Genomic DNA, 12,772 nt, shown 5'->3' on the forward strand with positions numbered 1-12,772 from the left:
CGCGCTTGCCGGCTTCGTTCCGCTCTACCTCACCTGGGGGTTTCGTGAATCGCTCCGGTTCCCGCGCCACGCTGCTGATCGGCGCCACGCTTGTCCTTGCCGCCTGTCATCCGAAAGAATCCGCACCGCCGGCCCCGCGCCCCGTCGTCGCGCTGCCCGCGCGGGCCGATACCGCGGCGGCCGCGCGCTCGCTGCCCGGCGACATCCAGCCGCGCTACGCGACCCCGCTGTCGTTCCGCATCGCCGGCAAGATCATCGAGCGCAAGGTGCGCCTCGGCGACACGGTCAAGGTCGGCCAGGTCGTCGCGCTGCTCGATCCGTCCGATGTCGAGAAAAACGCCGCGAGCGCACAGGCGCAACTCGACGCCGCGACGCACAGCCTCGCGTTCGCGAAGCAGCAGCTCGACCGCGATCGCGCGCAGGCGCAGGAACATCTGATCGCGACCGCGCAGCTCGAACAGACCCAGAACAGCTACACGTCGGCGCTCGCGCAGCGCGACCAGGCGCAGCAGCAGCTCGCGCTCGCGAAGAACCAGCTTCGGTATGCGACGCTCGTCGCCGATCATGCGGGCTACATCACCGCCGAACAGGCCGATACCGGCCAGAACGTGTCGGCCGGCCAGCCCGTCTACCAGCTCGCGTGGTCGGGCGACGTCGACGTCGTCAGCGACGTGCCCGAGGCCGCGCTCGCGTCGCTCGCGCCCGGCCATGCGGCGACCGTCACGCTGCCGTCGCTGCCGGGGCGCCAGTTCGCCGCGAAGGTGCGCGAAATCGCGCCGGCCGCCGATCCGCAAAGCCGCACCTATCGCGTAAGGCTCACGCTCGCCGCACCCGACCCGGCGATCCGGCTCGGCATGACCGCGAACGTCGCACTCGACGGCGCGCCGGCCGCCGGCGACGCGCAGCCGGTCACGCTGCCCGCGACCGCGCTGTTCCACGACGGCGCGCAGCCGGCCGTCTGGGTCGTGCGCGCGAAGGACGACACGCTCGAATTGCGCCGCGTCGACGTCGCCCGCTTCAACGAGCGCACGGTGACGGTATCGCACGGGCTGCAGCCGGGCGAGCGCGTCGTGCTGCAGGGCGTGCATACGGTCAGCGCGGGCGAGAAGGTGCGCCCGGTCGCCCCGCTGCATCCGGAGGACTTCGCATCGTGAGCACCCCGCACGAAGAAGGCCGCTTCAACCTGTCGGCGTGGGCACTGCGCCACCAGGCGCTCGTCGTCTACCTGATCGCGCTCGCGACGCTCGCGGGCATCCTCGCCTACACGCGCCTCGCGCAATCCGAAGACCCGCCGTTCACGTTCCGCGTGATGGTGATCCGCACGTTCTGGCCCGGCGCGAGTGCGCGGCAGGTGCAGGAACAGGTGACCGACCGGATCGGCCGCAAGCTGCAGGAGACGCCGGCCATCGACTTCCTGCGCAGCTATTCGCGCCCCGGCGAATCGCTGATCTTCTTCACGATGAAGGATTCGGCGCCCGTGAAGGACGTGCCCGAGACCTGGTACCAGATCCGCAAGAAAGTGGGCGACATCGGCTATACGCTGCCGCCCGGCGTGCAGGGCCCGTTCTTCAACGACGAGTTCGGCGACGTCTACACCAACATCTGGACGCTCGAGGGCGACGGCTTCACGCCCGCGCAACTGCACGACTATGCGGATCAGCTGCGCACCGTGCTGCTGCGCGTGCCGGGCGTCGGCAAGGTCGACTATTTCGGCGATCCCGACCAGCGGATCTTCATCGAGGTGAACAACGCGCAGCTCACGCGCCTCGGCATCTCGCCGCAGCAGCTCGGGCAGGCCATCAACGCGCAGAACGACATCTCGTCGACCGGCGTGCTGACCACCGCCGACGATCGCGTGTTCGTGCGGCCGAGCGGCCAGTTCGACAACGTCGACGCGATCGCCGATACGGTGATCCGCATCAACGGCCGCACGTTCCGGCTCGGCGATCTCGCGACGGTGAAGCGCGGCTACGACGACCCGGCCGTCACGCAGATGCGCGCGAACGGCAAGGCCGTGCTCGGCATCGGCGTGACGATGCAGCCGGGCGGCGACGTGATCCGGCTCGGCAAGGCGCTCGACGCGGAATCGAAGGACCTCCAGGCGCAACTGCCGGCCGGCCTGAAGCTGACCGAAGTGTCGAGCATGCCGCACGCGGTGTCGCATTCGGTCGACGACTTCCTCGAAGCCGTCGCCGAAGCCGTCGCGATCGTGCTGGTCGTGAGTCTCGTGTCGCTCGGCTTGCGCACCGGGATGGTCGTCGTGATCTCGATTCCGGTCGTGCTCGCGGTCACCGCCCTCTTCATGTACCTGTTCGACATCGGGCTGCACAAGGTGTCGCTCGGCACGCTCGTGCTCGCGCTCGGGCTGCTCGTCGACGACGCGATCATCGCGGTCGAAATGATGGCCGTGAAGCTCGAACAGGGCTACAGCCGCGCACGCGCCGCCGCGTTCGCGTACACGAGCACCGCGTTCCCGATGCTGACGGGCACGCTCGTGACCGTGTCGGGCTTCCTGCCGATCGCGCTCGCGAAATCGAGCACCGGCGAATACACGCGCTCGATCTTCGAGGTGTCCGCGATCGCGCTGATCGCGTCGTGGTTCGCCGCCGTCGTGCTGATCCCGCTGCTCGGTTACCACCTGCTGCCCGAGCGCAAGCGCCAGGCGCACGAGGCGCACCTGCCCGACGATCACGAACACGACATCTACGACACGCGCTTCTACCGCCGGCTGCGCGGCTGGATCGCGTGGTGCATCGAACGGCGCTTCGTCGTGCTGCTGATCACCGGCGCGCTGTTCGTCGTGTCGCTGATGGGCTTCTCGCTGGTGCCGCAGCAGTTCTTCCCGAGCTCCGACCGGCCCGAGCTGCTGGTCGACCTGCGGTTGCCCGAAGGCGCGTCGTTCGCGGCAACGCTGCGCGAAACCGAACGCCTCGAGAAGGCGATCGACAAGCGCCCCGAGATCGACCATTCGGTGAACTTCGTCGGCAGCGGCGCGCCGCGTTTCTACCTGCCGCTCGACCAGCAGCTGCAACTGCCGAACTTCGCGCAGTTCGTGATCACCGCGAAATCGGTCGAGGATCGCGAAAAACTCGCGACCTGGCTCGAAACCACGCTGCGCGACCGCTTCCCGGCCGTGCGCTGGCGCCTGTCGCGGCTCGAGAACGGCCCGCCGGTCGGCTATCCGGTGCAGTTCCGCGTGAGCGGCGACAGCATCGCGACGGTGCGCTCGATCGCCGAGAAGGTCGCGGCGACGATGCGCGGCGACGCGCGCACGGTCAACGTGCAGTTCGACTGGGACGAGCCGGCCGAGCGCTCGGTGCGCTTCGAGATCGACCAGAAGAAGGCGCGCGAGCTGAACGTCACGTCGCAGGACGTATCGAGCTTCCTCGCGATGACGCTGTCCGGCACGACCGTCACGCAGTATCGCGAGCGCGACAAGCTGATCGCGGTCGACCTGCGCGCGCCGAAGGCCGATCGCGTCGATCCGGCGAAGCTCGCGGGCCTCGCGCTGCCGACACCGAACGGCCCCGTGCCGCTCGGCTCGCTCGGCCGCTTCACGCCGACGCTCGAATACGGCGTCGTGTGGGAACGCGACCGCCAGCCGACCCTCACCGTGCAGTCGGACGTGCGCGCCGGTGCCCAGGGCATCGACGTCACGCATGCGGTCGACGCGAAGCTGAACGCGCTGCGCGCGCAGTTGCCGGTCGGCTATCAGATCAACATCGGCGGCTCGGTCGAGGAAAGCGCGAAGGCGCAGGCGTCGATCAACGCGCAGATGCCGCTGATGGCGATCGCGGTGTTCACGCTGCTGATGATCCAGCTGCAGAGCTTCTCGCGCGTGCTGATGGTGGTGCTGACCGCGCCGCTCGGGCTGATCGGCGTGGTCGCGACGCTGCTGCTGTTCGGCCAGCCGTTCGGCTTCGTCGCGATGCTCGGCGTGATCGCGATGTTCGGGATCATCATGCGCAACTCGGTGATCCTCGTCGACCAGATCGAGCAGGACATCGCGGTGGGCCACGGCCGCATCGACGCGATCATCGGCGCGACCGTGCGGCGGTTCCGCCCGATCACGCTGACGGCCGCGGCCGCCGTGCTCGCGCTGATCCCGCTGCTGCGCTCGAACTTCTTCGGGCCGATGGCGACCGCGCTGATGGGCGGCATCACGAGCGCGACCGTGCTGACGCTGTTCTACCTGCCCGCGCTGTACGCGACGTGGTTCCGCGTGAAGCGCGACGAACGCGACCCGCAGGACGGCCCGCCGCCAGGCGGCAGCGCATCGGCCGCGCCGTCGGGAGCCTGACCATGGATGAATCGATGAACCTGAAAACGAAAGCCGTGCGGGTGCTCGCGGTGGCGAGCCTCGCCGGCCCGCTCGCGGGCTGCGCGTGGTTCGCGCCGAGCGGCGAGCCGCCCGCGATGCCGTCGCCCGCGCACTACGGCACCGTGCCGCAAGTACAGCAGACCGTATCCGCGCAAGGCGTCGCACAACAGTTCGAAGTCGGCGCACAGCCGGTGCCCGACTGGTGGAAGCAGTACCGCTCCGACGCGCTGAACGCGCTCGTCGACGAAGGGCTGCGCAACAGCCCGACGCTCGGCGCGGCGTCGCATTCGCTGGACGCCGCGCGCGAACAGCTGCGCGGGCAGATCGGCAGCTCGATGCTGCCGTCGATCGACGCAGGCGCCCAGGCGACACGCCAGCGCGCGCTCGGCGTGCCGATTCCCGCGCTCGGCGCGCCGACGCTGCTGTACGACACGTTCGTCGGGCAACTGCAGGCCAGCTATACGATCGACCTGTTCGGCGTGTCGCGCTTCGCGAACCGCGCGCTCGCGAAACGCGTCGACGTCAGCGCGTTCCAGCTCGAATCCGCGCGGCGCGCGCTGGCCGCGAACATCGTCACCGCGTCGATCACCGTGTCGGTGCTCAACGCGCAGATCGGCACGACCGAGCGGCTCGTCGCGCTCGCGAACGACCAAGCGCACGACGCCGAACGCCGCTATGCGCTCGGCTCGGCGTCGCGCAGCGACGCGCTGAACGCGCGGCAAAGCGCCGACACGTTCGCGGCGAGCCTGCCCGCGCTGCGCCAGCAGCGCGACTCGGCGCGGCATGCGCTCGCGGTGCTGGTCGGCCGCACGCCCGACCGGCCGCCGGCGGATCTCGCGCTCGCCGATCTGCATCTGCCCGAGCAGGTGCCCGTCGTCGTGCCGTCGGACCTCCTGAAAAGCCGCCCGGACATCCAGGCGGCCGATGCGGGGCTGAAGGCAGCCGCGGCCGAAGTGGGCCTCGCGACCGCGCAGATGTTCCCGCAGCTGTCGCTGTCGGCCGCGATGGGACGAGGCGGCTTCAGCTGGCCGACGATGCTGTCGGGCGCCGGCGCGATCTGGAACGTCGGCGCGTCGCTGAGCCAGCCGATCTTCCACGGCGGCGCGCTGCTCGCGCAGCGCCGTGCGGCGAAGGCGACCTACGAGGCCGCGGTCGACCAGTACAAGCAGGCCGTGCTCGGCGCGTTCCAGAACGTCGCCGATTCACTGGCGGCGCTCGAACACGATGCGGAAGCGCTCGATGCGTCGTCGCGTGCCGCCCTTTCCGCGCGCGGCGCATACGACGACGCGGCGGCCCGCGTGCGGCTCGGCGCGCTGCCGCCGTCGGCCGCGCGCGCGAGCGAGCTGCAGTACCGCAACGCGCGGCTCGACGAGATCCGCGCGACCGGCGCGCGGTTCGCGGATACCGCGCGGCTGTACCAGGCGATGGGCACGCCGCCGGCCGGCAACGGCGACCCATCCGCCAAGACCGGCAGCACGGCCGGCGATGCCGCAACCGGCCAGCAGGCCCACGCCGCCGCGCCCGATACCGCCCCTTCGACGCCATGACCGGCCCCTTCGGCCGGCCGCGTGCGGCGACCCCGCACGCGTCCGGCCGCCGAATGCCGATCTTCCGCTTGACCCTCACGTAGCGTAACGTTCGAGACTCCAGTGTGCGCACCGAACGGAGGAACGAATGCGGCTGAAAGTGGGAGAACTGGCGAAACGCAGCGGACTGACCGTCCGCACGCTTCATCACTATCACGCAATCGGTTTGCTGACGCCTTCGGCGCGCGCCGACAACGGCTACCGGCTGTACGACCGCCACGACATCGCCCGGCTCCACCAGATCCAGGCGCTGCGTCGCTTCGGCCTGTCGCTCGCCGAAATCGGCGATCACCTGAACCAGCCCGGCACCCCGCTCGTCGAGCTCGTCGCGAAGCAGATCGCGCTGCTCGACCGTCAGCTGGCGCAGACAGCGCAGCTGCGCGAGCGGCTCGTGAACCTGCATGCGCAGCTCGCGGCGGGCACGGAGCCGGAACTGGCCGATTGGCTCACCACACTGGAGTTGATGACCGTGTACGACAAATATTTCTCCGAGGAAGAACTCGCGCGCATGCCGATGTACCGGAAGAGCCAGACGGGCGACGCGGAATGGATCGCGCTCGTCGCCGAGGTCCGTGCGCTGTACGACGCGGGCGTGCCCGCCGAGGACGAGCGCGTGCGTGCGCTCGCCGCACGCTGGATGGCGCTGCTCGTGCGCGACACGAACAACGATCCGCGGTTGCTCGCGAAGCTCAACCGGATGCACGAGCACGAACCGGCGATGCAGTCGAAGATCGGCATCTCGACCGCGCTGCGCGACTACGTGCTGCGCGCATCGTCGGAAACGAAGATGCGGCTCTTCGAGAAGTACCTCGCGCCGGACGACATCCGCTTCATGCGCGCGCACTACGCCGAACGTGCGATGGAATGGCCGCAACTGATGGCCGACGTGCGCGACGCGATCGACGCGGGCACGCGGCCCGATTCGCCGCAAGGCCGCGCGCTCGCGCAGCGCTGGCTCGAACTGTTCCGCAGCTACGCGGGCCACGATCCGGCCACGCACGCGAAATTCCGCGCGGCGCTGATGAACGAGCCGGCGCTGACGAAGGATTCGTGGACCGACGAGACGCTGCTCGGTTTCGTGCGCGAAGCGATGGCGCAACTGGCGCCCGTGCGCTGAGCGCATGACGAGGCGGGCGGCGGACGGGCCGCGGTGTACCGCCCGCTCACCCTGCACGCATCGGCCGCCGGCCTAGTCGTTGCGTGCGCTGATCCCGCGCCAGCGCTTCGTCATGTAACGCAGAAGCACGGGCTGCGCCTTCAGGTCCGCGTTCGGCACGGGCGCCGCGCCGCCGTCGACGAACTTGCCGTTGACCGTCACGGTTTCCTCGCCGCGCAGCACGTATTTCGTGCCGGCGTCCACCAGGAAATACTTGACCTGATCGGCACTGACGTCGCCGCGGCAGCCGATCTTGTACGCGAACAGGAACTGCTTGCGGCCGTTGCCGAGCAGATCGCGCATTTCGATCGACTTCGGTACGACGTCGAGGATCACGTCGACCGGACAGGCCTTCACGTAGTCGCGCACCGTCCAGTCGGGATGGCCGTCGAGCGTCGCCGCCACCTTCAGCTCGACATCGTCGCCGGACTCGGTCCTGGCCAGCGTCACCGCGTGCGCGCCGGCCGCATCGGTCCACGTATAGTCGGCGGCCTGGGCCGGGTTGCACGAGACGGCGGCCGCAAGAAACAGGCAAGGCGAAAGGAAGCGTCGGTTCATCGGCGAAGAGGCGGAACGGGAATACGTCATTATCGGCAAACCCGCGTACCGTTGCCAGCCGCGTGCGACATGCGTGCTCAACGCTCGCGCGAACCTACGCCGAGCGCCTTCATCCGCCGGTACAGCGTCCGCTCGCTCATCCCGAGCCGCTCGGCAAGCGCCTTGCGCGTGCCGCCGAACGTACGCGCGATACGCACGAGTTCCGCGTCCGGCACGTCGCGCGCGTCCGCCGCGGGATCTTGCGGCGCCGCCGCTGCCGCGACCAGTTCGGCCGGCAGATGCTCGACCCGGATCGTCCCGTCGTCCGCGAACAGGCACGCGCGTTCGAGCACGTTGCGCAACTCGCGGATGTTGCCGGGCCACGCATACGCGTCGAGGCACGCGCGTGCGTGTTCGGTCAGCCTGTACGGCCGCGCATTCGCGTCGCCTGCCTTGCCGCGCGCATTCGCGATCCGTCGCAGGATCGACTCGGCCAGCAGCGCGACGTCGCCCTGCCGTTCGCGCAACGCCGGCAGCGGAATCGGAAACGCGTTGATCCGGTAGTAGAGATCCTGCCGGAACCGGCCGTCGTCGATCATCTCGCGCAGCGGCTTGTGCGTGGCCGCGACGAGCCGGAAATCGGCGCGCAGCGCCTCGACGCCGCCGACGCGCCGGAACGTGCCCGACTCGATCAGCCGCAGCAACTTCACCTGCATCGGCAGCGGCACGTCGCCGATCTCGTCGAGAAACAGCGTGCCGCCCTGCGCGGTTTCGACGAGGCCCGGCTTGCGCTGGTTCGCGCCCGTAAACGCGCCTTTCTCGTAACCAAACAGTTCGCTCTCGAACAGCGTCTCGGCGATCCCCGAGCAATCGACGACGACGAACGGCCCCATCGCGCGATCGCTCGCCTCGTGCAAGGCGCGGGCGAACAGTTCCTTGCCGGTGCCCGATTCGCCGAGCAGCAGCACCGGCAGCGTCGACGGCGCGACGCGCTGCAGCGCGCCGAGCGCCGCATTGAAGGCGTCGGAGCCGCCGACGAGCCCCTCCGCGCTCGGTTGCGCGGATGCGCTGCGCACCGTCGTCAGCCGCTCGACATAGGCGATCACGTTGCCGTCCGCATCGAAGATCGGCCGCAGCTCGACGTCGACATGCTCGGGGCCGCGCGGCGTGTGATGGATGTGCAGCACGCGGTTCAGCCCGCGCGATTCGAGCGCCTGCTTCATCGGGCAATGCTCGCCGGCCTGGTCGCACGGCACGTCGTAGTGATGCGAAACCTGGAAACAGTGCCGGCCCACGTGCTCGACGCCGGCTACACCGAACTGGCGCCGGTACGCCTCGTTCGCCGCGAGGATGCGGTAGTCGGGATCGACCACGATCATCGGCTGCGGGTCCTGCTCGAGATAAGCGACGAGCGCGCGCACGTCCGGCAGCGCGTCGCGACGCGGCGCGGGAACGATCGGAATGGTGTCGTGCGGATGCATGCGGAGGCTCGCTCGGTGAAGAGGCGCCCGGGCGGACTGCCAGGCGGACTGCCAATTCTGCCACGACACTGCCAGTTGTGGCAGTCTTCGTCCGCCACCGGGTGTCGCTGCCACCATCACGAGGCCGCCGACGCACCGAAAACCCGAGCCGAATCAAGCCCCTGCCTGATCGGCCGATGCCGCACCGCTGGCTGGCACGCTTCTTGAAGTAAAGATCGCGATTGCAGATGCAGAACCCGATCGAGGACACCCCGTGAGCAACGCCCCCGCCCTGTCGGTCGAAGGCTTTTTCGACCCGGCGACCCACACCGTCAGCTATCTCCTGCTCGATACCGACAGCCGCGCGTGCGCGCTGATCGACAGCGTGCTCGACTACGATCCGACATCCGGCCGCACGCGCACGGCCAGCGCCGACCGGCTGATCGCCCGCGTCGCCGAACTCGGCGCAACCGTCGAGTGGCTGCTGGAAACGCACGTGCATGCCGACCACCTGTCGGCCGCGCCGTACCTGAAAGCGCGAGTCGGCGGCCGGATCGCGATCGGTTCGCACGTGCGCCGCGTGCAGCACGTGTTCGGCACGCTGTTCAACGCCGGTCCCGGCTTCGCGGAAGACGGCCGCCAGTTCGACCGGCTCGTCGACGACGGCGACACGCACGCGCTCGGCGCGCTGACGATCCGCGCGCTGCACACGCCGGGCCACACGCCCGCGTGCATGACCTACTGCGTCGACGACGCGACGCAGCGCGCGGCATTCGTCGGCGACACGCTGTTCATGCCCGACTACGGCACGGCCCGCTGCGACTTCCCCGGCGGCGACGCACGCACGCTGTACCGCTCGATCGCGCGTGTGCTCGCGCTGCCGCCCGACACGCGCCTGTACCTGTGCCACGACTACCAGCCGGGCGGCCGCGACGTGCAGTTCGTGACGACGGTGGCCGAGCAGCGCCGCGCGAACGTGCACGTGAAGGACGGCGTGACCGAGGACGATTTCGTCGCGATGCGCACCGCACGCGACGCGACGCTCGACATGCCCGTGCTGATGCTGCCGTCCGTGCAGGTCAACATGCGTGCCGGCCACCTGCCCGAGCCCGAGAACAATGGCGTGCGCTACCTGAAGATCCCGCTCGACGCGATCTGAGCCGCACGCGCTGCCCCAACCGAGACCCCGACATGACCTCCATCCGCAAGCTGACCGACACGCTGTCGGTCTCGCCGCAAATCACCGCGGCCGACCTGCCCGCGCTTCACGCGGCCGGCATCCGCGCGATCGTCTGCAACCGGCCGGACGGCGAAGGCGCCGACCAGCCGACCGTCACCGAAATCCGCGCGGCGGCCGCGCCGCTCGGCATCGACGTGCTTTACCTGCCGGTCGATACCGGCAAGGTCACCGACGACCAGGCCGCGCAGTTCGGCGCGCTGCTCGCGTCGCTCGACGGCCCGGTGCTCGCCTACTGCCGCAGCGGCACGCGTTCGGCCACGCTGTGGGCGCTGTCGCAGGCGGGTCTGCGGCCGCTGAACGACATCATCGCGACGGCCGGCGCGGCCGGCTACGACCTGAGCGGAATCGCGTCGCGCATCGCACCGGGCGGGCGGCAAGCCGCGCCACCCGTCGTCGGCGCACGGCACGACATCGTGATCGTCGGCGCGGGCGCGGCCGGCATCGCGGTCGCGTCGAGCCTGCTCGCGCGCGACGCGTCGCTCGACATCGCGGTGATCGATCCGGCCGACGTCCACTACTACCAGCCGGGCTGGACGATGGTCGGCGCGGGCGTGTTCCAGCCGGAAACCACCGCACGCCGGATGACCGACGTGCTGCCGCGAGGCGTGCACCGGATCCAGGCCGCCGTCGCGGGCTTCGAGCCCGACGCGCACACGGTCGTGCTCGACGGCTGCCGCCGCATCGGCTACCGCAAGCTCGTCGTGTGCCCGGGACTCAAGCTCGACTGGCATGCGATCGACGGCCTCGCCGACACGCTCGGCCGCAACGGCGTCACGTCGAACTACCGCTACGCTCTCGCGCCGTACACGTGGGAACTCGTGCGCGCGTTCCGCGGCGGCCATGCGCTGTTCACGCAGCCGCCGATGCCGATCAAGTGCGCGGGCGCGCCGCAGAAGGCGATGTACCTGTCGTGCGACCACTGGCGGCGCGCGGGCCGGCTCGACGCCGCGAACGTCGAATTCCTGAATGCGGGCGCGGCGCTGTTCGGCGTCGCCGACTACGTACCGGCGCTGATGGAATACGTGAAAAGCTACGACATCGCGCTGTCGTTCGGCCACAACCTCGTCGCGATCGACGGCCCGGCACGCCAGGCGACGTTCGCGCGCACGCTGCCGGACGGCGGCAAGGAAACCGTCGTGCGTGGGTTCGACATGATCCACGTCGTGCCGCCGCAAAAGGCGCCCGACTTCGTGCGTTCGAGCCCGCTCGCCGACGCGGCCGGCTGGATCGACGTCGATCCGGCGACGCTGCGGCACCGGCAGTTTCCGGACGTCTACGCGCTCGGCGACGTCACCAACACGACCAATGCGAAAACGGCCGCCGCCGCCCGCAAGCAGGCGCCCGTCGTCGCGCACAACCTGCTCGCGTCGCTCGGCCGCGCGCACGGCGATGCCGCGTACGACGGCTACGGCTCATGCCCGCTCACCGTCGAGCGCGGCAAGATCGTGCTCGCCGAATTCCTGTATGGCGGCAAGGTCGCGCCGACCTTCCCCGCGTGGCTGATCGACGGCAAGCGCCCGTCGCGGCTCGCGTGGCTGCTCAAGGAACGCGTGCTGCCGCCGCTCTACTGGAAGGCGATGCTCAAGGGCCGCGAATGGCTCGCGAAGCCCGCCGTCGCACGTTGACCGGAGCGCGATGACGTCATGCTGATTTCCCTCGTACTGGGCGGCTTCGTCGGCGCCGTGCTCGGGCTGACCGGCGCCGGCGGCGGCATTCTCGCGGTGCCCGCGCTCGTCGTCGGAATGAGCTGGCCGATGCAGCAGGCCACGCCCGTCGCGCTCGTCGCGGTAGCAGGCAGTGCCGCGCTCGGTGCGCTCGAAGGCTTCCGCCGCGGGCTCGTGCGCTATCGCGCGGCGCTGCTGATGGCCGTGGCCGGCGTGCCGCTGACCACGCTCGGCGTACGGCTCGCGCACATGTTGCCGCAGCGCCTGCTGCTCACGCTGTTCGCACTGACGATGCTGGTCGTCGCCGGCCGCCTGTTGCGGCAGGCGCTGCGGCAGGCGGCCGGCGACGCCGACGCGTCGCCGCTGTGCGTCGGCCGCGTGAATCCCGATACGGGCCGGCTGGTGTGGTCCTGGCCGGTCGTCGTGGCGCTGGCGTCGACCGGCGCGATGACGGGACTGATGACGGGGTTGCTCGGCGTCGGCGGCGGCTTCGTGATCGTGCCGATGCTGCGCAAGTTCACGAATGTATCGATGCACGGCGTGGTCGCGACGTCGCTGATGGTGATCGCGCTGGTCGGCACGGGCGGCGTGCTCGCGACGCTCGTGTCGGGCACACGTGCGCCGCTCGACGTGACGCTGTGGTTCACCGTCGCAACCGCGTTCGGCATGGCCGCCGGCCGCGGCGCGTCGCGCCGCCTCGCCGCGCGGCACGTGCAGGCCGGCTTCGCGGCCGTGCTCGTGTGCGTTGCGCTCGGGTTGCTGGCGAAAGCCGCGTTCGGCGCATGAGCCACCGGCGGTGCCGCGCACG

General features: G+C 70.1%; 9 protein-coding genes. 7 read left to right on the forward strand and 2 right to left on the reverse strand.

All coding sequences use genetic code 11. The features are described 5' to 3' along the window. The first annotated feature begins 44 nt into the window (after positions 1 to 44). The 4 genes from AC1VVG_RS09140 to AC1VVG_RS09155 all read left to right on the forward strand — a co-directional run bounded on the left by AC1VVG_RS09140 (position 45) and on the right by AC1VVG_RS09155 (position 7,024). Positions 45 to 1,154 carry an efflux RND transporter periplasmic adaptor subunit gene (locus AC1VVG_RS09140; RefSeq protein ID WP_482835534.1) on the forward strand — a complete coding sequence of 370 codons (1,110 nt, stop codon included), beginning with the start codon at positions 45 to 47 and terminating at the stop codon, positions 1,152 to 1,154. After that, a complete protein-coding gene (locus AC1VVG_RS09145; protein ID WP_034186820.1) occupies positions 1,151 to 4,300 on the forward strand; it encodes an efflux RND transporter permease subunit in 3,150 nt (1,049 codons plus the stop codon). Before AC1VVG_RS09140 ends, AC1VVG_RS09145 begins: the two co-directional genes overlap by 4 nt. Positions 4,301 to 4,302: 2 nt before the next feature. Beyond that, positions 4,303 to 5,868, forward strand: a complete 1,566-nt coding sequence (locus AC1VVG_RS09150) for an efflux transporter outer membrane subunit (RefSeq protein ID WP_482835535.1) — start codon at positions 4,303 to 4,305, stop codon at positions 5,866 to 5,868. A gap of 127 nt (positions 5,869 to 5,995) precedes the next feature. Then, complete coding sequence (locus AC1VVG_RS09155) at positions 5,996 to 7,024, forward strand: MerR family transcriptional regulator (RefSeq protein WP_482835536.1); 1,029 nt, start codon at positions 5,996 to 5,998, stop codon at positions 7,022 to 7,024. A 72-nt stretch (positions 7,025 to 7,096) separates the two neighbouring features. Here the strand turns inward: AC1VVG_RS09155 and AC1VVG_RS09160 are convergent, their stop codons facing one another. Together AC1VVG_RS09160 and AC1VVG_RS09165 are read right to left on the reverse strand one after the other, a co-directional pair. Further along, positions 7,097 to 7,621, reverse strand: a complete 525-nt coding sequence (locus tag AC1VVG_RS09160) for a M949_RS01915 family surface polysaccharide biosynthesis protein (protein WP_034186817.1) — start codon at positions 7,619 to 7,621, stop codon at positions 7,097 to 7,099. Between the two features lie 77 nt (positions 7,622 to 7,698). Beyond that, positions 7,699 to 9,081, reverse strand: a complete 1,383-nt coding sequence (locus AC1VVG_RS09165) for a sigma-54 interaction domain-containing protein (protein ID WP_034186816.1) — start codon at positions 9,079 to 9,081, stop codon at positions 7,699 to 7,701. A 253-nt stretch (positions 9,082 to 9,334) separates the two neighbouring features. Here AC1VVG_RS09165 and AC1VVG_RS09170 point away from each other — a divergent pair, with 253 nt between their 5' ends. The 3 genes from AC1VVG_RS09170 to AC1VVG_RS09180 are packed head-to-tail and all read left to right on the forward strand — an operon-like array spanning position 9,335 to position 12,750. Continuing rightward, positions 9,335 to 10,219: an MBL fold metallo-hydrolase gene (locus AC1VVG_RS09170; RefSeq protein ID WP_482835537.1), complete on the forward strand. Its 885-nt coding sequence runs from the start codon at positions 9,335 to 9,337 to the stop codon at positions 10,217 to 10,219. A 32-nt stretch (positions 10,220 to 10,251) separates the two neighbouring features. After that, positions 10,252 to 11,925, forward strand: a complete 1,674-nt coding sequence (locus tag AC1VVG_RS09175) for a bifunctional protein tyrosine phosphatase family protein/NAD(P)/FAD-dependent oxidoreductase (protein WP_482835538.1) — start codon at positions 10,252 to 10,254, stop codon at positions 11,923 to 11,925. A gap of 18 nt (positions 11,926 to 11,943) precedes the next feature. Next, positions 11,944 to 12,750, forward strand: a complete 807-nt coding sequence (locus tag AC1VVG_RS09180) for a sulfite exporter TauE/SafE family protein (protein ID WP_124669013.1) — start codon at positions 11,944 to 11,946, stop codon at positions 12,748 to 12,750. Positions 12,751 to 12,772 lie beyond the last annotated feature (22 nt).

The organism is Burkholderia sp. L-4, assembly GCF_056856535.1.

Bases quoted from the DNA above. Each gene is read 5' to 3' on its own strand.
- AC1VVG_RS09150 (WP_482835535.1), top strand. From the start codon at position 4,303: ATGGATGAATCGATGAACCTGAAAACGAAAGCCGTGCGGGTGCTCGCG.
- AC1VVG_RS09155 (WP_482835536.1), top strand. From the start codon at position 5,996: ATGCGGCTGAAAGTGGGAGAACTGGCGAAACGCAGCGGACTGACCGTC.
- AC1VVG_RS09160 (WP_034186817.1), bottom strand. From the start codon at position 7,621: ATGAACCGACGCTTCCTTTCGCCTTGCCTGTTTCTTGCGGCCGCCGTC.
- AC1VVG_RS09165 (WP_034186816.1), bottom strand. From the start codon at position 9,081: ATGCATCCGCACGACACCATTCCGATCGTTCCCGCGCCGCGTCGCGAC.
- AC1VVG_RS09175 (WP_482835538.1), top strand. From the start codon at position 10,252: ATGACCTCCATCCGCAAGCTGACCGACACGCTGTCGGTCTCGCCGCAA.
- AC1VVG_RS09180 (WP_124669013.1), top strand. From the start codon at position 11,944: ATGCTGATTTCCCTCGTACTGGGCGGCTTCGTCGGCGCCGTGCTCGGG.